Source organism: Flavobacterium sp. PL02 (genome assembly GCF_035013205.1).
Lineage (GTDB): Bacteria > Bacteroidota > Bacteroidia > Flavobacteriales > Flavobacteriaceae > Flavobacterium.
In genome coordinates this window covers 1,052,554-1,073,910 of record NZ_JAYGJP010000001.1, presented here as the reverse complement: position 1 = coordinate 1,073,910, position 21,357 = coordinate 1,052,554, and the positions used below count along the sequence as shown (strand labels likewise).

The following is a 21,357-nucleotide window of genomic DNA, read 5'->3' as shown; positions in this document are numbered from 1 at the left end:
GCTTTATTTTACAAAAAAACAGGATTATTTGCTTATGAAAAAGTTTTACAGAATACATTTATCGGTATTATTTATCATCCTTTCGGTTGTTTTTTCTTATGGGCAGAATGCTACACCACCAAAAGAATTAGGAGCAGCTTCGAGCGCTATCGAAAAGATTGAAGCCTCTGAGCGTTGGGTTGATAAATTTTCAAATCAGGATTTGGTAGAATTACCAATAGGGATTCGTAATACAGTAAATAATGTTCAATATTCTATTGGAATTACAAAAGCTGTTTTTTTACCAGAGTATACCACTTTGACAGTTTTTTGTAGAGTAGATATTCCACAAAAAGGGCCAGACGGGCAACCAATGCAATTATTTTTTGGTGCTGATAATGTAAAATTATCACATCAGGGAGGTATCATGGGAGAGGCCAAATTGGTATTACTTGGTAATGTTGATATTCCGTTTAGTGATAATAAATGGCAGGTTTCATTATACGGCGGTTTTGATATGGCAACCGGAAATGTCGATGATTTGACCTATGTAACAATTGATTGCGATGGTTTTAAAGAAATGAAAATTTCGGGAGCCGTTGAGTTTTCAAGAAACCTGATATTACCAATTGATCCTATAACTAAAACTGTCGACGAAGCAAAGATAACTGTTCCTAAAACGTATTATAACGGAAAAACGGTTCAGATACCAAACAGAGTTAGAGGTGAATTTAGCTTAATGGCAAGTAGTTGGAATGATATTTTAGTCAATGTAAGTTTGCAACCTTTCACGTTAAAAGATAAAAGAAATGGAAAGGATTTTGACGGTAATTTCCAGTTTTTAGTCAGTAATGCAGTATTGGATTTAAGTGATTTAAAAAATGACCCCACAGTCGTCTTTCCGGAGTATTATGCGAAAAACACACTTTTAGTACCAAATCCCCAAGCATGGAAAGGAATATTCATTCAGACTTTTGATGTAGGTCTGCCAAAAGAATTTCAGACTACAGATACGGCATCAAGCAAAGAGCGACTTTATGTAGGAGCTCAAAATCTTATTATTGATAAATATGGGGTTTCTGGTACTTTTTATGCCGATAATGTGTTTCCACTGGATCGGGGTATAACCAGTCAGGAAAAATCATGGGCCTATTCCTTAGATCATATTGATGTAACTATTGCGGCGAATACTTTTGTAAAAGCAAATTTAAGCGGTCAGATTCTTTTACCAATAACTAAAGTAACAACAGAGAAAAAAGAAACTTCAACTCCTGGAACACCAAGTACTGGAACACCAACTCCGGATAAACCAGCGCAAACCAATAGAGCAGGTTTAGCATATAATGGTTTTATATCCATGAATGAACAGCAGCTGATTGTAGTTACAAAAGATTCCATAGCTTTTGACATTTGGAAAGCAAAAGCTTTGCTGCTGCCTAATAGTTCTGTTGAACTAAAATTAGTCAATGGACGGTTTTTACCTAAGGCTAATTTAAACGGAACAGTTTCTTTTGGTACCAATAAAGGAGCAACAGATGATAAGGAAGTAGAGGGAAAACGTACAGTTGACTTTAAAGGAATTTCTTTTGAAAATCTACAATTGCAGACCGTCTCCCCTATTATTTCTGTTCGAAATATGGGCTATAAAGGTACTGTTGCCTTTGGAAATTTCCCTGTTTCAATTGGTAATATAAATGTTGCCATTAACGGAAATGATTCCCGAATCGATTTTGATTTAGGAATTAACTTGATGGAAAGTGTCGGAGCCGGAGCCACTGCCCGAATTGGGATAAAAGGTAAAATGTATGATGACGGTTATAGGCAGCGAAGCCGATATGATGGTTTAGATTTATCAGCCATAAATATTGATTGCCAGTTTAGTGGACTCACCATTAAGGGAGGTCTTATCCTAATGGAAAAAGACCCCATCTACGGAGATGGTTTTAATGCTGACTTAGAAGTGGATGTCGCAAAAATTGTCAACGTAAAGGCTAAAGCTATTTTTGGACGTACTACTTTTAGATATTGGTATTTTGATGCTGCAGTAAAATTTCCTCCAGTACCATCACCGTTTATGATTACTGGTTTTGGTGGAGGTGCCTATTATAAAATGCACAGAAATCAAGATATAGCCATTGGAGATTTCTCGCCCTCAGGATTAAGTTATACACCTGATGAAAAAATAAGTTTAGGAATTAAAGCTTTAATTTATTTTAATATTGGTTCAGAAAGCATCTGTGATGGTGAAGCTGGATTTGAAATGGCTTTTAACTCAAAAGGAGGAATCAATAGATTAGCTATTTTTGGGAAAGCAAATGTTATGGCTTCTATACCAGGACTTAAAAACGTTACTGATTTAATGGGAAAAGTAGCCTCAGATGTTACTTCAAAGAAAAGTTTTTTAGGCATAACTGAAAGCGATCTTAAAGGTTCTTTCGCCAGTAAATATATTCCTGAAGCAAAAGCAGCGATTCCGGGAGATTTATCAGCTGCGGTAGGCATAAAAATGGCTGCAGCAATAGAGTTTGATTTTCAGAATAATTCTATGCATGCCACAACGGATGTATATATTAATACTCCCGGAAATTTTCTGTCAGGTACTGGACCTGGCGGGCAGGCAGTTTGGGGAGTATTTCATAAAGACCCGAAAGATTGGTATATGTACATGGGAACTCCAGATAAAAGATGTGGCATAAAAATAGGAGTTGCCGGTTTATACCTTAAAACAACCAGTTATTTTATGGCAGGTACATTATTGCCTGGAAGCCCGCCCCCACCCCCTATTGTGGCTCAGATTCTGGGGGTAGATGCCAAAGAATTAGATTATATGCGTGACGAAAATGCATTGGCAAATGGAGGGGGTATAGCCTTTGGTGCAAGTTTAGATTTTGATACAGGGGATTTGAGTTTCTTACTTTTTTATGCCCGTTTTCAGGCAGGAATGGGATTTGATATCATGCTAAAAGATTATCAAGAGGCCAGATGTTCTAATACAGGAGATCGAGTGGGTATAAATGGCTGGTATGCCAACGGACAATCGTATGCTTACCTTCAAGGAGAATTAGGAATTAGAATCAAATTATCATTCTTGAAATTAAAGATTCCAATTGTTTCAGGAGGGGCTGCGGTTTTATTACAGGCAAAATTACCAAATCCAGTTTGGATGAGAGGGTATGTGGGTGGAAACATGAATATTTTAGGAGGGTTAATTAAAGGTAAATTCCGCTTTAAATTAGAAATAGGGGAAGAATGTAAGTTTGAGAATGGATCTCCGCTAGGTGGACTTAAACTGATAACAGATGTGACTCCAAAACAAAGTTCTACCGATGTAGATGTTTTCGCTGTACCTCAAGCCGCTTTTTCAATGAAGGTAAATGAAGCTTTTGTAATTCCGGAAGATGCAGGTGATGTTACCTATAAGGTGATACTAGAAAAATTTAAGGTTCTTGATGGTACAAAAGAAATTCAGGGAATCTTAGAATGGGGTTCTTCAAAAGACAAAGCTAATTTTGTTTCTACAGATATTTTACCCCCGAACAAGAAATTAAAAATTCAGGTAGAGGTTAGTTTTCAAAAGATGGTAAATGGTGTATTTCAGCCTATAATAATAGACGGAAAAGTGGCAACAGAATATGAAGAGAGACTATTTACAACGGGAGGAGCTCCCGATCATATTCCACTTACCAATATAAAATATTCGTATCCGGTTGTAGATCAGAAATATTTCCTTGAAGAAGAATATCCAAAAGGATACATTCAGCTTAAACGTGGTCAGGATTATTTGTTTGAAGATATCAATTGGGAAACTAGTATTAAGGTAAATGAAGATGGAGTTTCTAATGCAAAAGCTACGACTTTTAATTATAATACCAGTTCTAATGAAGTCTATTATGATCTACCTAATATTAATCAGGACAAGAAATATAACTTTTCGATAGTAAGTAGTTTGAAAGAAAGTCCGTCAAGAAATTCAACAGCTACAACAAAAACGAATACTATCAGTGATGCCGGTAATGACATCCAAGTAAGAGAGAACCAAGCTGATCAATTATCTAAAGCAGAAGGTAGTATTGATCGTCTATCTTATTCATTCAACACCAGTATGTACAAAACCTTTACTTCTAAGATGAATGCGATAAATACGCAGAGTTACAATTTTGGAGTCTTGTTTTCAGATGTCATCTATTTAACCAATACGATTTCAAGTCAGGAAGCATTTGATATGGTTGAATTGCAAGGAGTAACATATAGCGATAGTAAGCCTATGATAACAGCACAATCTAAACTAAATGATGCATATTATGCAACTGATATCTTTCCGTATCTCTATAAAGATTATCCTTTAAATGGTAAATATGCTATAAGTGACAGAGATACTAGTGAATTAGGAGTGATTCCTGCAAAAGCGATACCGCTCAATGCTTATTATATGACTAGTATTGAGAATAATGTAAACCAATCATGGACAAAAGGTAATTTCCCATTTAAGTATAATATGCCTTTGCTTTACAAACAGGATTGGGTTGATTTAAACAATCAGATTATAAATGCCTATATTGATGGTGATACTGGTATTGAATCAATTGCAAACCGTTTTCTAAATAGTAATTTCTTGTTTATCCGCTATGGCAATTATGAAATAGTAATGAAATACAATTTGCCGGGAGATAAGAAATCGACAGAGTTTACGTATAAGTATAAAAACAATAATAATTTTAGATAATAAAAAATTAAACAAAAACTTTAGAATAGATTAAATTATTAATATTTAGAGTTTATTTTATAATTTAAGATAAATATAATACAACATAAAATTAAAAGCCTTCAGAAGTTAAAACTTCAGAAGGCTTTTCTATTCTATCCATTCAATCAAAATCTGATTATTAGCCATTATTTTCTGTCTTAGGCAATAGTATTCAATTGTTTTAGCACTTTCATTTACAACCTCAACAATATCCACTACTTTAAAACTATCATGAACCCCTCTTGTCGATTTATCTACAAAAAAAGCTACCCTAACTTCAAATCATTAATATCAACGCTTATTCTGCTTAATATTTAGTTTGCATTGTAAAACTTGGATTTAACTGCTTTTATTAATTCACTATCTCTATAAAATAAAAAACTGTCATCATCTGATATCCTTTAAAACAAAAAAAAGCCTCAGAAGTATCTGAGGCTTTTCTATATCTATATCTAAAATAATATTTTATCTATTTTACAAATTCAATTTTTTGAACTTCTTCTTCATTGACACTGTCAAAGAAACCTTGTTCATTCATCCAATCATCACTAAATACTTTACTCATGTAACGTGAACCGTGATCAGGAAATATTGCAATTATATTGCTGTCTTTTGTAAACTCACCTTCTTCTGCATATTGTTTGATCGCTTGCATTACCGCTCCAGATGTATATCCTACAAATAAACCTTCTTTTCTGGTAATTTCTCTGGCTGAGTGAGCACTTTCTTCATCGGTAACTTTTATAAATTTATCGATGATATCAAAGTCTGTAGCCGAAGGGATAAGATTTTTACCTAAACCTTCAATGCGGTATGGATAAATTTCTTTATTATCGAATTCTCTTGTTTCGTGGTATTTTTTTAATACCGATCCAAAAGCATCAACTCCTAGAATTCGAATGTTTGGGTTTTGTTCCTTTAAGTATTTTGCAGTTCCCGAGATTGTTCCTCCAGTTCCACTACAGGCTACAAGGTGTGTAATCTGACCTTTTGTTTGTTCCCAAATTTCTGGTCCTGTAGTGTTATAATGCGCATCAACATTTAATTGATTAAAATATTGATTAATATAAACCGAACCTTTGGTCTCTTCATGTAGTCTCTTGGCAACATTATAATAAGAACGCTCATCATCTGCAGAAACGTGCGCTGGGCAAACGTATACTTTGGCTCCTAGACTTCGTAACATATCGATTTTGTCTTTGGATGATTTTGAGCTAACAGCCAGAATGCAATTATATCCTTTTATAATGCTTACCATTGCTAAGCTAAAACCTGTATTGCCCGAAGTCGTTTCTATAATTGTATCTCCTGGAGATAAAATTCCTTTCTTTTCGGCCTCTTCAATAATATATAATGCGATTCTATCTTTTGAGGAATGTCCCGGATTAAAAGCTTCTACCTTTGCGTAGAAATTGCCTTCTAACTCTTCAGTGATTTTATTTAGTTTAATAAGCGGTGTATTGCCTATTAGTTCTAAAACGTTGTTGTAAGCAGTTATTTCTTCTTTCATAAAAAAATAGTTAATCGAGGGTATTTTTAAATTAACCTCGACAGGTTGCAAATTTAACAAAAAAATTCTAATTACCTTTTAATTTTCTCTAAATCTAATAAAAAACTAAACTCTTTGGCAAGTTCCTTTAGGGCTTCAAAACGCCCGGAAGCACCGCCATGACCCGCATCCATGTTTGTATGAAGGAATAATAAATTATCATTAGTTTTTTTATTTCTTAATTTAGCTACCCATTTAGCAGGTTCCCAATATTGCACCTGAGAATCATGTAAACCAGTAGAAATGTACATATTAGGGTATTTTTGAGCACTTATGTTATCATATGGTGAATAAGACAACATATAGTCATAATATTTCTTTGTATTGGGATTTCCCCACTCATCATACTCTCCAGTAGTTAACGGAATACTACTATCTAACATTGTGGTCATGACATCTACAAATGGTACCTGAGCAATTACACCGTTATATAATTCGGGTGCCCAATTTACAATAACGCCCATTAAAAGCCCGCCCGCAGAGCCTCCTTCGGCATATAAATGTTCTGGTGAAGTATATTTTTGCTCAATTACGTGTTTAGAGCAATCTATAAAATCTGTAAAAGTATTCTTCTTTTTCAATAATTTCCCATCTTCATACCATTGTCTTCCTAAATCTTCTCCTCCACGAATATGTGCTATTGCAAAAACAAAACCTCTATCTAGTAATGATAATCGTGTTGAAGAGAAATAAGTATCCATTGTAATTCCGTATGATCCGTATGCATAAAGTATTAACGGGTTTTTACCGTTTTTCTCCAATCCTTTACGGTAAACCATAGAAATTGGCACTTTTACACCATCTGTAGCAGTAGCCCAAATACGTTCTTCGATGTAGTTATCCTTATCAAACTTCCCTCCTAGAACTTGTTGTTCTTTTAGGATTTCTTTGGTTTTCGTTTTCATATTAAAATCGATAACCGAAGATGGTGTTGCTAACGATTGGTAACCATAACGTAAAATATCCGTGTCAAAATCGATATTTGTTGTGGTATAAGCACTGTAAGTCTCACTGCCAAAAGGCAAATAATAATCTGGTTCTCCGTTCCAAGGCATGATTCGGATGTGGTTTAACCCATTCGAACGCTCCTCTACAACTAAATAATTTTTGAAAATTTCAATGTCTTCTAATAAAACATCTTCTCTATGCGGAATAAGATCTTTCCAATTTTTCTTTCCAGTAGCATTTTCAGGCGTTTTCATCAACTTAAAGTTCGTCGCCTTATCTTTATTGGTCAGAATGTAAAAATGGTCTTCAAAATGCGAAATACTGTATTCTAAACCACGAACACGAGGTTGAAAAACAACAAACTCTCCATCTGGATTATCAGAGTTTAGTGTTCTATATTCGGTAGTAAGTGTACTTCCTGAACTAATTACAATATATTTACGGGATTTCTCTTTACCTACAGAAACATTAAAAGTATCATCAGTTTCTTCAAAAACCAAAACATCATTTATAGAATCTGTATTTAATTTATGTTTAAAAACTTTATCAGCACGCAATGTAACCTCATCTTGTTTTGTATAAAACATAGTCTTGTTATCATTTGCCCAAACTGAACTTCCTGTTGCATTTTCTATTTTATCCGAAAGAATTTCGCCAGTTTCTAAGTTTTTTATCTGAATGGTATAGATTCTTCTTCCGACTAAATCTTGTGCAAAAGACACAAATTTATTATCAGGACTTATACTCAATCCACCTAATTTAAAGTAATTATGTCCTACCGATAACTCATTACAATTAAATAAGATTTCTTCATCGGCAGTTAAACTTCCTTTTTTACGAGAATAAATTGGGTAATCTTTGCCCGTTTCAAAACGAGTAATATAAAAATATCCATTATAAAAATAAGGAACCGACTCATCATCTTCCTTAATCCTGGCTTTCATCTCCTCATATAATGCTTTCTGTAGATCTTTAGTATGCGCTGTCATACTTTCGTAGTAAGCATTCTCTTGATTTAGATAGTCAATAACTTCAGGATTTTCTCTATCATTCAGCCAAAAATAATTATCAATTCTAACTTCTTTATGTTTCTTTAATGACTTAGGAATTTCTTTAGCTATGGGGGCAGCAATTTTATTTGGCATTTTTTGGATTTTAATTTTAAAATGAAAGTACAAAAATAACATAAACGAACGGGTAACTAAATGCTTTTTTATCTAATTAACACTTGAATTTAAATTTGAATTAGTAATTTCGTTCCATAATTTAAAAACAACCGAAAATGGATTTAATGGGAATGATGGGAAAACTTAAAGAAACCCAACAAAAAATTGAAGATACAAAGAAACGATTAGATACGGTTTTAATAGATGAACAAAGTGCTGATGGATTATTAAAAGTTACTTTGACAGCTAACCGAAAAATAAAATCAATTACAATTGCTGATTCTTTATTAGAAGATAAAGAGCAATTAGAAGATTACCTGATTGTAACATTAAATAAAGCAATAGAAAAAGCTACAGATGTTAACCAAACCGAGCTTGATGCTGTCGCAAAAATGGATATGCCAATGATTCCTGGAATGGATGATTTGTTTAAGTAAGGTACAAAGGTTAAAAAAAGCTACAAAGGTTCAAAGGTTTTACATCATTAGTAAACTTTGAACCTTTTTTATTTCTAAGACTTTTAAAACTTAACAGAATAGATAAAAAAATTCAGAGACTCAAATATTTTACACCAATTAGTAAACTTTGAACCTCTGAACCTTTGTTTCTCTGTACCTTTTAAAAAAAACCTTTTCTAAAACTTCTGAAGCGTTTCTAAAACATATGTATGCATTACTTGTCTATAATCAAGATGCGTAACAATCCTAAGTTTTCCGTTACCCATTGAACTTATCGAAATATTTTTTTGTTTTAATTTTTCTATCAAAAGCTGATCACTGAAGTTCGGCTGCAATGAGAAAATTAAAATATTTGTCTCTACAGGTTCTACTGAAGCAACCCAATGTTTTGTTAACAAAACCGCTTCGATTTCTTTGGCTCTTCTATGATCTTCTGCTAATCTTTCTAAGTTATTTTCTAAGGAAAAAATTGCAGCTGCCGCCAAATAACCAACCTGACGCATTCCTCCTCCCAACATTTTTCGGATTCTTAATGCTCTTTTTATATCGGCTTTAGTTCCTAATAACATAGAACCAATTGGAGCACCCAATCCTTTTGAGAAACAAACCGAAATGGTATCGAATATTTTTCCAAATTCTTTCGGATCTTGTCTTTTTGCAACTAAAGCATTCCAAATTCTGGCTCCATCTAAGTGGAATTTCAAATTATTAGCATCACAAACTTGTTTTATCTTCCTTAAATCTTCAAGTTCATAACATGCCCCTCCACCTTTATTAGTAGTATTCTCTACACATACTAAACTTGTTAATGGACTATGATAAAACTCAGGGTCATTAATTGCTGCTGCAACCTGCTCGGCAGTAATCATACCACGATGTCCATCTAATAAACAACAAGAAACACCGCTATTAAACGAAGCTCCTCCTCCTTCATAATGAAAAACGTGTGCATATTTATCGGCAATTAATTGCTCTCCTGGTTGTGTATGTAATTTTATTGCGGTTTGATTTGCCATGGTTCCAGATGGAAAAAATAACCCTGCTTCCATACCGAACATTTCTGCTACTCCAGCTTCAAGTTCAATAACCGTCGGGTCTTGCTTGTAAACATCATCTCCTACTTTAGCATTGAACATGTATTGCAACATTTCAATACTAGGTTTGGTAATGGTATCGCTAATTAAATTTATTTCCATATTCTAAAAACTGTATCTTAATTTTACACAACAAAATTACGTATTACTAATAGTTATTTTAAGCAAGTTTTAGTAAAATTTAACTTGTAAATAACATCAGAACCAAATTAACGTATTATTTATAAAAAACATATAAACACACATTAATAGTTTTAAATAAATTTTAAAATCGGCTAACTAATTTAAAAAAACATATTCACGTAAGTTATATTTTCCATTATTATTTGTGCTATTACGCTATAATATAAACTTTTAGTATTCTTTTTCTCCAATGAAATTTATTTCCATATTCTAAAAACTATATCTTATTTTTGTCCAGCATAATTACGTATTTACTAATAGTTTTTTTTAAAACACTTTTCTGTAAAATCTAATCTATAAGTAACATAAAACCGAATTAGCGTACTATTTATAAAATATAAAACTACTATTAATTTATGACAACTACCGAACAAATAAAAGGTATTGTGGAGCGCCTTGGTGCGTTGAGGAGGTATCTTTGACGTTGATGCCAAATTAATTGAAATCGCCAACGAAGAAGAAAAGACTTTTGCACCTGATTTTTGGAACAATGCAAAAGAAGCCGAGATTATTGTAAAAAATCTAAGAAACAAGAAAAAATGGATCGAAGATTATAACAAAGCCATCGAACTTACTGATGAGTTGCAAATTGCCTATGATTTTTACAGAGAAGGAGGACTTTCGGCTGAAGAATTAGACGAGCATTATAAAGCTGCACAATTACATATCGAAAATATCGAGTTTAAAAACATGCTTTCAGACGAAGGCGATAGCTTAAGCGCTGTAGTACAAATTACTGCTGGCGCCGGAGGAACCGAAAGTTGCGATTGGGCAGGAATGCTTATGCGTATGTATATGATGTGGGGCGAAAGTTATGGCTACAAAATAAAAGAACTTAACTTTCAGGCTGGTGAGGTTGCAGGTATCAAAACCGTTACCCTAGAATTTGAAGGAGATTATTCTTTTGGTTATTTAAAAGGAGAAAACGGCGTACATCGTTTAGTTCGAATTTCCCCTTTTGATAGTAATGCTAAGCGCCATACCTCATTTGCATCTGTTTATGTTTATCCGCTTGTCGATGATAGTATCGAAATTGATATTAATCCTGCCGATATTGAAATTACAACTTCTCGTTCTAGTGGCGCAGGAGGGCAAAACGTAAATAAGGTTGAAACCAAAGTACAATTGGTCCACAAACCAACAGGAATTCAAATTCAATGTTCTGAAACAAGATCTCAACAAGACAACAGGCAACGTGCCATGCAAATGTTACGATCTCAGTTATACGAAATCGAATTAAAGAAACAGCAAGCACAACGTGCCGATATCGAAGCTGGAAAAATGAAGATAGAATGGGGATCACAAATTAGAAACTATGTGATGCAACCTTATAAATTAGTCAAAGATGTTCGTACAGGTTATGAAACCAGCGATGTTGATGGCGTAATGAATGGTGAAATCGACCCTTTCCTTAAAGCATTCTTAATGATGATGGGACAAAAAGAAGAAGAATCTTAATCTCAAACAAATAGTTAACCCAGCATTTTTTTTGCTGGGTTTTTCTTTTACTATAGTGGCCCAACTAAAGAAACACCAACACCTACTGTAGTTTGCAAATTATTATAATCAATTAGAGTTTCTCCGTACCCATGCGAAACCAAAAGAAATCCTTTTAAATTTCCCGCAATTGGATATGACCACGAGAATGCCGCATTCCCCCTATTTCTATCAAAATTTAAATTATTACTTCCTGTAAAAGTAAAAATGCTCTTATTGTTAGTATAAATAATATTTATATCTCCACGACCTATATATTGAGCAATATCCGGGTTATCATCTTTTTCCGAACGAAGCCTTAGCCAAGGCCTCACATAAACACTCCAATTATCACGGTCAAATCCTAAATGAAATATAATCCTGTTCCAACTTCTGGAAAAAGGCAAACCTTTACCATTTGATTCATGATTAAATGCAACACCAGCCATTCGCATGTTAAACCCTAAAACATTAAAGTTAAGTGGATAATTAAAAATAACTTCAGGCTCATAATTAATTTCTCTAAATGGCCTTGACAAACTCTCGTTATAAATCTGCCATTGCGATGCTTGCGTATATCCAACCCATAAATCACCTTTTCCAAAAAGCAGATTGTGAAATATTTTTGTTTTAAAGCTAAGCTGAAATTTTGTTTCAATATTATTATAGTTCGTTCCTGGCGGAGCAACATATTCGGGCTTACCATTTCCTGAGTATGGTTGCTCATTTGGCGAACTATACCAATTAGCAGGCAAAATATAAATAGACTTATATGGCGTTATTAAAAATGTTCCGTTAGATGACTCAGGAGTTAACTCCCATCTCTCGGATATTGTATGAAGTTTATTAGGCTTACTAAATAAGTCTTTAACCTGAGAATAAGCAAATAAGGAATTAAATAATAGGAAAAAAAGTATGTTTTTAATAGAAAATAATTTCATGAATGTTTGGTTAAATTTTATCATAAAAATACTGCTTAAAAAGCCGTTACTCTTATATTTTTACATTAAAATCTTATATTATTTGTGCTCTTATTTATCTACCATTTCCCATATATCAGTACTAATCGCTAGATAAACAAAAAAATAACTATTAAAGTTAGCAAATCAAAAAACTGTTAACAATTTAATAGATTTAATAACGTTTTTATAATAATAGAATTGTTATTATATCTTTTTATTAAAATACATCAAAATATAATTAGGTAATTAAATACTAATTGATTTTATTTGGCAAAAAATACCGCTAACCCCCTAAAACTATATAACAATAAATGAAATCCTATTCTATCCAAGAGCTGAATGAAGTAATTAATGGTGTTATTTATGGTAATACTTCACAGAACATTACCGCAACTGAACAATTAGACAAAGCCACCAATACCGAAATTTCGTTCATTGGAAATAAAAAATACGAAAAACACTGGCAAGACTCCAAAGCAAGTGTAGCTGTTGTTAATGAAGATATCTCGATAGAACCAGGAGAAAACCGTGCATTTATAAAAGTAAAGAATGCAGATTTGGCAATGTCACAAATCTTAGCTCTTTTTGCCCCGCCTACACCTATATTCCATAATAACATCCATGTTAGAGCTGTTGTAGATGAGTCTGCAATTATTGGCGAAGGCGTTCGTATTGGTGCAGGATGTTATATAGGCCCAAAAGTAAAACTAGCAGATAATGTAACTATTTATCCAAATGTGACTATTCTTGATGAATCTACAATCGGAAAAAATACTATTATTTGGTCAGGAACAGTAATTCGTGAGCGTTGTCATATTGGTAATGATTGTATCATACATCCTAATGCAACTATTGGAGCTGACGGTTTCGGATTTCGCCCATGTAGCGAAAAAGGATTAGTTAAAATTCCACAAATCGGAAATGTAATTATAGGAAACGGAGTTGAGATTGGAGCAAATTCATGTGTTGACCGTGGAAAATTTAGTTCTACAGTTCTTGGAGATGGCTGTAAAATTGATAATTTAGTTCAAATTGGTCATAATAGTAAACTAGGTAAGTTTTGTATCATGGCTGGAAATAGTGGTTTAGCCGGATCTGTAACACTAGGAAACGGAGTTATCATTGGTGGTAGTGCTTCGATAAAAGACCATACAACTATTGGAGATGGTGCTATTGTTGGTGCAGGATCTGGAGTTACTGGAGATATCCCTGCTGGCAAAACTATGTTAGGATATCCCGCTGTAGAAGCTCGTGATGCTTTAAAACAATGGGCAATCTTAAAACGATTAGTTTGCGATTCTAAAAAATAAAACAATATTCCTCATATATAAGAAAAACAGAAGTTCGCTTCTGTTTTTTTTTGTTTATAACTGTTTCTGAACACTTTACAGTTACATTTTTTAAAACAAATTAATTATACTGTTTATTTCGATCGATTTCGTAAATTAGCACACACTATTTTGTTAAAAAACTATATTATTATGGATTTAAACTTCAATAAAAACGAAGATCACAATAAACTCTTACTTTCTGAACTAAAACAAAAATTTGCCAAAGTAAAATTAGGTGGTGGCGAAAAACGCATCGAAAAACTTCATGCCGAAGGTAAAATGACAGCAAGAGAGCGAATTAATTATTTACTTGATGAAAATTCAAAAAATATAGAAATCGGAGGTTTTGTTGGAGAAGGAATGTATGCTGAACACGGTGGTTGTCCATCTGGCGGTGTTGTTGTAAAAATAGGTTATGTACGAGGAAAACAATGTGTAGTTGTTGCCAATGATGCTACTGTAAAAGCTGGTGCCTGGTTTCCTATTACTGCCAAAAAAAATCTACGCGCACAAGAAATAGCAATGGAAAACAGATTACCTATCATATATCTTGTAGATAGTGCTGGAGTTTATTTGCCGTTGCAAGATGAAATCTTTCCAGACAAAGAACATTTCGGACGTATTTTTAGAAACAATGCCATAATGAGTAGCATGGGTATTACTCAAATTGCTGCTGTAATGGGAAGCTGTGTTGCCGGTGGTGCTTATTTACCAATCATGAGCGATGAAGCTTTAATTGTAGATAAAACAGGAAGTATTTTTCTTGCTGGAAGTTATTTAGTAAAAGCAGCTATTGGAGAAACTATAGACAACGAAACTTTAGGAGGTGCAACAACACATTGCGAAATTTCGGGTGTTACGGATTATAAAGCCAAAGATGATAAAGACGCATTAGATAAAATAAAAAATATTGTAGATAAAATTGGTGATTATGATAAAGCGGGTTACAACCGTATTAAAGCTGAAAAACCAGCTTTAGATCCAAAAGAAATTTATGGTATTCTGCCAAAGGCACGAAATGAGCAATACGATATGATGGAAATCATTAAGCGTATGGTTGATAATTCGGAATTTGAAGCCTATAAAGAAGGTTACGGTCAATCATTAATTACAGGTTATGCCCGAATAGATGGTTGGGCAGTAGGAATTGTAGCCAATCAAAGAAAAGTAGTAAAAACTGCCAAAGGCGAAATGCAATTTGGTGGAGTTATTTACTCAGATAGCGCAGATAAAGCAACTCGTTTTATTGCTAATTGTAATCAGAAAAAAATTCCACTAGTTTTTGTACAAGATGTTACTGGTTTCATGGTAGGGTCTAAATCTGAACACGGAGGAATTATAAAAGATGGTGCCAAAATGGTAAATGCCGTAAGTAATTCGGTAGTACCAAAATTTACCGTTATCGTTGGTAATTCATATGGTGCAGGAAACTATGCTATGTGTGGTAAAGCCTACGATCCAAGACTAATATTTGCATGGCCAAGTGCCGAACTGGCAGTAATGGGCGGAACTCAAGCAGCAAAAGTATTGGCACAAATCGAAGCTTCTTCTTTAAAATCAAAAGGAGAAATTGTAGACGAAGCCAAAGAAGCTGAATTATTTGCAAAAATAAAAGCGCGTTACGATGAACAAGTTTCTCCATATTATGCAGCTTCCCGATTATGGACAGATGCTATTATCGACCCTCTAGATACCCGAACATGGATTTCTATGGGGATTGAAGCCGCAAACCACGCTCCTATTTTAAAACCATTTAATCTAGGCGTTATTCAGGTATAAACACATCTAAATTCTTAGAAAAGATAAAATTACCCAAATCAATTTTGCAGTCCAAGAAATAACTATGTCGTTAAAAATTAGTAACTTAGTACTATTATTTTAAATAACATAATATCATGGAAAATGTAAAAAATTTAAATAAATGGGCAAATGCGCACACTTATTTACCTGTAGATTTATTACGTATTGCTTTGGGTGTATTTTTATTTATGAAAGGTGTTTTCTTCGTAACAAACATCCAATACTTACATGATTTAATATCTCCAATTGATAAATTTGGTGGCGGAATGTTCCTTTTACATTACATAGCACCAGCACACATGATTGGAGGTATCATGATTGTTTTTGGATTGCTTACCCGATGGGCAATTGGTGCACAATTACCAATCTTATTAGGAGCAATTTTAGTAAATTTTATGGGCGAAATGCATTCTCAAAATTTACTATTAGCAATTTGTGTCTTTATTGTTTGTTTATTTTTCTTTTTTTACGGCAGTGGAAAACATTCTGCCGATTATTATTTTAAAATGCAACAATAACACATTAAAACAACAACATTTGTCTTATGTTATGCGTTTTTTTTCTTAAAAGGGCATATAAATTGCCTTTTATGAATTAAGTTTGCAGCATGAATTGGATTCGTAAGACCATCGTATTTGTTGGGCTTTTAATGCTCTTTTTATCTGCTTATAATGCAGACACAGTTGCTATTGATGTAATTCAACCTCAAAAAACAGATTCAAACTTTACTCACGATAGCATCCATACTTCAGCTTTTATACAACCTCAAGCAGGATTTCATGTTGTAGCCGATGTAAAAACAAACTATCCGAGTCCTACTCTTAACAAATGGTTTGATACTTTTTTAATTGTAATCCCAGATTGCAAAATTCAAAGAAGTATATCCAATTTTGCAAATCAAACTTTAAATCAGAGCAAAAAGATTTCAATATTGCTCTACCCTTTCCATTATTTCTGGTGATTTAATCACATGATTCTAGCTATAGAAGATTAGTTTCTTCTTTTACAACCGGTTTGCAAACTGCATTCGGTTTATTATTTCATGTTATATAATTAAATCTTAAATACAAACAATAATGGATACATCTGTAACTATAATAGGCATCGCACTTGCCATAATCACACTATTACCTCTTTATTTTTCTTTACGTTCTAATTCGTTAAACAAAGCAAAAATCAAAGCAATAAAAGAAAAGCATAGCCTAAATGGAGCTTTTGATTTTGATTTAACAGAATCACAAAACAAAAGAATTTTAACTATAGATAAAAAAAACAAAGGCTTTTTAGTAATGAACTTTAATAAAGGAAAAGAGGAAGCTTCATTTATAGATTTAAATCATGTAAAATCTTGTCGATTAGTTCCTACTACTGAAGTAGACGATACTATCGTAAAAGTTGATTTTGAGTTTCAAGACAAGATATCAGGACAAAAAATTGTAATTCCATTTTACAACATTGAAGACGATCAAATAAGGCAAGTTTGCTTGCATGAAGATCAACAATTAGGTAAAAAATGGGTGCAAATCATCCAAGATTGTATTTCTAGTTAGTTCTTAATTCGCTAAAGAGGTTCGTCATGAGCCTCTTTTTTTTGGATTACATTATGATAATTATCATTTTAATCTCTTTGTATTCTAATTAATTTTGATATCGCTTAAATAATGTGCTATGAAAAATTCGTTGATACAAAAATATAATGTTCCAGGACCTAGATACACTAGCTATCCAACGGTTCCATATTGGAATGAAAATGATTTTACTTATCAACTTTGGATTGAATCTCTACAGAGATCATTTGCCGAAAGCAATCAAAAAGACGGAATTAGTCTATATATTCATTTGCCTTTTTGTGAAAGCATGTGTACTTTTTGTGGTTGCAATAAGCGAATTACAAAAAATCATGATGTAGAGAATCCATATATAGAAGCAGTAATTAAAGAATGGAGTATATACTGCAAACTTCTTAACGAAAGACCAATAATAAAAGAGATTCATCTGGGGGGCGGAACACCTACTTTCTTCTCCCCTAAGAATCTTGAAGATTTGATAAACGGTATTTTTTCTTATGCTGATAAAGCCAAAGAACACGAATTTAGCTTTGAAGGTCATCCTAACAATACAACTTATGAGCATTTACAAAAGCTTTATAATTTAGGTTTCCGAAGAGTTAGCTATGGTGTTCAGGACTATTCTCAAAAAGTACAAAAAGCAATTCATCGCGAGCAGTCTTTTCATAATGTTGCCAAAGTAACTTTTTGGGCTAAAGAAATTGGTTATACATCTATAAGTCATGATTTAATTTTTGGTTTACCTTTTCAGAAAGTTGAAGACATAATTGACACAATAGAAAAAACAAATTCGTTACAACCTGACCGTCTTGCTTTTTATAGCTATGCCCATGTTCCTTGGATTAAGGGTAACGGACAAAGAGGATTTAGTGATGAAAACGTTCCTAAAGATGCCGAAAAAAGAAAATTATATGAAATTGGAAAACAATTATTATATAAAAACGAATATCATGAAATTGGTATGGATCATTTTGCCCTAAAATCTGACCATTTATATACTGCTTTTAAAGACGGTAAATTACATCGTAATTTTATGGGATATAGTGCATCTAAAACGCAATTAATGATTGGCTTGGGAGTTTCATCTATAAGCGATAGCTGGTATAGTTTTGCTCAAAATGTAAAAAGCATAGAAGACTACTATCAATTATTAGAATGGGACAAACTTCCTGTTGTAAAAGGCCATATACTGACCGAAGAGGACCTTATTATTAGAAAACACATCTTAAACTTAATGTGCAATTTTGAAACAACATGGAGCGAAGAAAGTAATTACTTTAAAGAAATACCAGAAATTCTAACTCAGTTAAAAGAAATGGAGAATGATGGATTACTTACTATTACAAATGAAACAATAAAGGTTACTGAAGCTGGTAAACCTTTTGTACGCAATATCTGCATGGCTTTTGATTTACATTTAAAAAGAAAAGCTCCTGAAACAAGTTTATTCTCAATGACTATTTAATAAAAAAAACTCCTAATGACAATTAGGAGTTTCTTGTATAAATAAGCTCATATTAGATGGAGAAAGATATGGAATCCCCAATCCTAATCCTCTTAAAATAAACAATACCCCAATAAAAATAGCAACATAAGGAATTACTTTTTGGAATTTATTTCGAGTAGATTGCGTTAAAAAGGAATTAAAATATACTACACTGGTCATTAAAGGAACTGTTCCTAGTCCAAACAAAACCATATATAGAACACCAAACTCGGCACTTTGCATTGCAATCGCACCAAATAAAGCCACATATACCATTCCGCATGGTAAAAAACCATTCAGCATTCCTATAATAAAAAGAGATTTGTAACTTTTGTTTCTAAAATGTTTTCCTAGGTTCGACTTTATTCTTGAGATAAGTCTGTAAACAGGTTTTGAAAAATTATATCTTGCAAATATGTTTTCGGGTGTTAAAACCACTATTATCATAATCACACCGATAAGAATAGATAGTTTTTGCTGGATTCCTGCCAGGAAAAAACCTTTCCCTAATAACCCAAAAACTAATCCTATCGTTCCATATGCAGTTAATCTTCCTAAGTGGTAAACTGTAACCTGTAGTGCTTTTTTTACTTGATTATGCTTATCTACTGGCAACATCATGGCAATAGGACCACACATACCAATACAATGAAAACTACTGATTAAACCGAATATAAAAGCAGAATAGAGCATTGTTTTCTATATTTAGATAATTATGCAAAAACCTTTTTAGTTAATATAAACAACTTCTTTGGTTAAATACTGTTTACCATTATATTGCCATTCCATATTAACATCCCAACGTCCTTTTATCAATTTCTTTTGAGGAATCAATAATTCAGAATTTGTTAAGGCTATTGCTGTATTAAAATCTAGTTTTTTATTTGATGGGCGGAACATTAGTACTTCCCCTTTAATATTTTTACTTTCAAAAGTATTTGGAAAAACAATTTTAATCCCATCTTTCATCGTAATAATTGTTGGTTTTTGTTTTAAATCATGCGCATTTTGAACACGCTCCATTTCTTCTCCAAAATGTGAATCATGCTTATAATACTCTTCTACAACCAAATCATTGTCATATTTACTATCTGATTGTACTTTAAAAACAAAGTATAAAATGAAAGTCATAAACAATCCGAATGCAATTACAATTGCTGTTCCCCAGTTAATTTTCATAATATTGTTTTTTTAATTAAAACTTCGTGGCCCTAAAAAGTTTGTTGATGTTGTTTCGATTAACTTATCTCCATTATAAACTCCTATTTGAACCTTGGTTTTGTCGCCCTCTAAAAGTACTTTATCAATTTCTATAAAGAGAGTTCCTTGTGATATCCCTTGTTTTGAAACTTTAAATTTTTGATTTCCAACGTTTTTTATAGTTCCCTTTTGATCAATTAAACCAAAATGAATGTCTGTAAAATCATTCATTGTTTTATTGACTATTTTGTACGTATAAATATTACTTATCTTATCTCCTTTATGTTGAAAAAGTTGTCCTGGCAAACGTAAAACTATAGCTTGAACATCATTTCTTAAAAATAGCATTCCAACAAAAATTCCAAGCAAGATAATCAATACTGCTGTATAACCTTTCATTCTTGCAGTAAACTTAAAAGGTTCTTTTTTCTCTATTTCATCTTCAGATGCATATCGAATAAGTCCTTTTGGTAAACCAACATTTTCCATTATGGTATCACATTCATCAATACAAGCAGTACAATTAGTACATTCTAATTGAGTTCCGTTTCTTATATCGATTCCCATTGGACAAACATGCACACATTGCTTACAGTCGATACAATCTCCTTTTCCTGTTGCTACTCTATCTTCTTGTTTATTATATTTAGCTCTACCTAATTCTTTTTCTCCTCGTACAAAATCATAAGCAACATTAATGGATTTATTATCCAAAAGCACACCTTGTAATCTTCCGTATGGACAAGCTATAATACATACTTGCTCACGAAACCATACAAATACAAAATAGAAAACTGCTGTAAAAAGTAATAAAGCTATGAAGTTACTTGATTGTTTTATTGGCCCTTCCTCAATCATTAAAAATAACTGATCACTTCCCACCAAATAAGCTAAGAAAACATTGGCTATTAAAAAAGAAATCACAAAAAAGATGAACCATTTTATTAAGCGCTTTCTAATCTTCTCTCCATTCCACTCTTGTTTTGCTAATCGGGTTTGAGCTCCTCTATCTCCATCAATCCAATATTCGATTCGACGGAAAACGAGTTCTAGAAAAATAGTTTGTGGGCAAATCCATCCGCAGAAAATACGTCCGAATACAACCGTGAACAATAGTATAAATACGATACCCACCAGCATCGAAATTACAAAAAGGTAAAAATCCTGAGGCCAAAAAGGGAATCCAAATATATTAAAACGACGTTCTAATATATTGAACATCATAAATTGATTTCCATTTACTTTTATAAATGGATTTGCAACTAAAATAGCTAGTAAAACATAACTAACCCATTTCCTGTATTCGTAAAACCTACCAGACGGTTTTTTAGGAAAAATAAATTTTCTGTTACCTCCTTCATCAATCGTTCCAATGGTATCTCTAAAAGCTTCGTCTGGCAAATTTGACATTGT

At 33.0% G+C, this 21,357-nt stretch carries 16 protein-coding genes; 9 read left to right on the top strand and 7 right to left on the bottom strand.

Annotated elements, in window-relative coordinates; translation table 11 throughout:
- The first annotated feature begins 34 nt into the window (after nt 1-34).
- Nucleotides 35-4,702: a hypothetical protein gene (locus SHI72_RS04555; protein WP_323489185.1), complete on the top strand. Its 4,668-nt coding sequence runs from the start codon at nt 35-37 to the stop codon at nt 4,700-4,702.
- 490 nt (nt 4,703-5,192) lie between these two features.
- Here SHI72_RS04555 and SHI72_RS04550 read toward each other — a convergent pair whose 3' ends face one another.
- Both SHI72_RS04550 and SHI72_RS04545 read right to left on the bottom strand, forming a co-directional pair.
- A complete protein-coding gene (locus SHI72_RS04550) occupies nt 5,193-6,233 on the bottom strand; it encodes a PLP-dependent cysteine synthase family protein (protein WP_039115060.1) in 1,041 nt (346 codons plus the stop codon).
- Nucleotides 6,234-6,304: 71 nt separating this feature from the next.
- The gene (locus SHI72_RS04545; protein WP_323489184.1) at nt 6,305-8,365 is read right to left on the bottom strand and encodes a S9 family peptidase; all 2,061 of its coding nucleotides are present in this window, start codon (nt 8,363-8,365) and stop codon (nt 6,305-6,307) included.
- A gap of 137 nt (nt 8,366-8,502) precedes the next feature.
- Between SHI72_RS04545 and SHI72_RS04540 the strand changes: the two genes are divergently transcribed.
- Entirely contained in the window at nt 8,503-8,823 is a 321-nt protein-coding gene (locus SHI72_RS04540; protein WP_039115062.1) for a YbaB/EbfC family nucleoid-associated protein, read from the top strand.
- A 197-nt stretch (nt 8,824-9,020) separates the two neighbouring features.
- Here the strand turns inward: SHI72_RS04540 and SHI72_RS04535 are convergent, their stop codons facing one another.
- Nucleotides 9,021-10,040, bottom strand: coding sequence for a threonine aldolase family protein (locus SHI72_RS04535; RefSeq protein ID WP_039115063.1), 1,020 nt, complete (start codon nt 10,038-10,040; stop codon nt 9,021-9,023).
- A 437-nt stretch (nt 10,041-10,477) separates the two neighbouring features.
- On the opposite strand from SHI72_RS04535, the gene prfB reads away from it, so the two are divergent.
- A protein-coding gene (gene prfB, locus SHI72_RS04530) for a peptide chain release factor 2 (protein ID WP_117590113.1) occupies nt 10,478-11,579 on the top strand; the annotation gives its coding sequence in 2 pieces (ribosomal slippage) (nt 10,478-10,540 and nt 10,542-11,579; 1,101 coding nt in all).
- A 50-nt stretch (nt 11,580-11,629) separates the two neighbouring features.
- On the opposite strand, the gene SHI72_RS04525 is transcribed toward prfB, so the two are convergent.
- Nucleotides 11,630-12,538 carry a phospholipase A gene (locus SHI72_RS04525; protein WP_039115068.1) on the bottom strand — a complete coding sequence of 303 codons (909 nt, stop codon included), beginning with the start codon at nt 12,536-12,538 and terminating at the stop codon, nt 11,630-11,632.
- A 332-nt stretch (nt 12,539-12,870) separates the two neighbouring features.
- On the opposite strand from SHI72_RS04525, the gene lpxD reads away from it, so the two are divergent.
- The 6 genes from lpxD to hemN all read left to right on the top strand — a co-directional run bounded on the left by lpxD (nt 12,871) and on the right by hemN (nt 18,723).
- Entirely contained in the window at nt 12,871-13,869 is a 999-nt protein-coding gene (gene lpxD / locus SHI72_RS04520; protein WP_039115069.1) for a UDP-3-O-(3-hydroxymyristoyl)glucosamine N-acyltransferase, read from the top strand.
- 171 nt (nt 13,870-14,040) lie between these two features.
- On the top strand, nt 14,041-15,669 hold the full coding sequence (locus SHI72_RS04515) for an acyl-CoA carboxylase subunit beta (RefSeq protein WP_039115071.1): 1,629 nt from the start codon (nt 14,041-14,043) through the stop codon (nt 15,667-15,669).
- A gap of 116 nt (nt 15,670-15,785) precedes the next feature.
- Entirely contained in the window at nt 15,786-16,208 is a 423-nt protein-coding gene (locus tag SHI72_RS04510) for a DoxX family protein (protein ID WP_035621274.1), read from the top strand.
- Nucleotides 16,209-16,297: 89 nt separating this feature from the next.
- Complete coding sequence (locus SHI72_RS04505) at nt 16,298-16,651, top strand: hypothetical protein (RefSeq protein WP_323489183.1); 354 nt, start codon at nt 16,298-16,300, stop codon at nt 16,649-16,651.
- 115 nt (nt 16,652-16,766) lie between these two features.
- A complete protein-coding gene (locus SHI72_RS04500) occupies nt 16,767-17,240 on the top strand; it encodes a hypothetical protein (RefSeq protein WP_039115078.1) in 474 nt (157 codons plus the stop codon).
- Between the two features lie 118 nt (nt 17,241-17,358).
- A complete protein-coding gene (gene hemN, locus SHI72_RS04495) occupies nt 17,359-18,723 on the top strand; it encodes an oxygen-independent coproporphyrinogen III oxidase (RefSeq protein ID WP_323489182.1) in 1,365 nt (454 codons plus the stop codon).
- A 12-nt stretch (nt 18,724-18,735) separates the two neighbouring features.
- Here hemN and SHI72_RS04490 read toward each other — a convergent pair whose 3' ends face one another.
- From SHI72_RS04490 to ccoG, 3 genes are read right to left on the bottom strand one after another with little or no spacing between them, the layout of a single operon-like run.
- A complete protein-coding gene (locus tag SHI72_RS04490; protein WP_323489181.1) occupies nt 18,736-19,437 on the bottom strand; it encodes a sulfite exporter TauE/SafE family protein in 702 nt (233 codons plus the stop codon).
- Nucleotides 19,438-19,473: 36 nt separating this feature from the next.
- Nucleotides 19,474-19,923 (bottom strand): FixH family protein, encoded by a 450-nt coding sequence (locus SHI72_RS04485; RefSeq protein WP_039115087.1) that lies wholly within the window; start codon nt 19,921-19,923, stop codon nt 19,474-19,476.
- Between the two features lie 12 nt (nt 19,924-19,935).
- Nucleotides 19,936-21,354: a cytochrome c oxidase accessory protein CcoG gene (gene ccoG / locus SHI72_RS04480; protein ID WP_039115089.1), complete on the bottom strand. Its 1,419-nt coding sequence runs from the start codon at nt 21,352-21,354 to the stop codon at nt 19,936-19,938.
- Between the last annotated feature and the right edge of the window lie 3 nt (nt 21,355-21,357).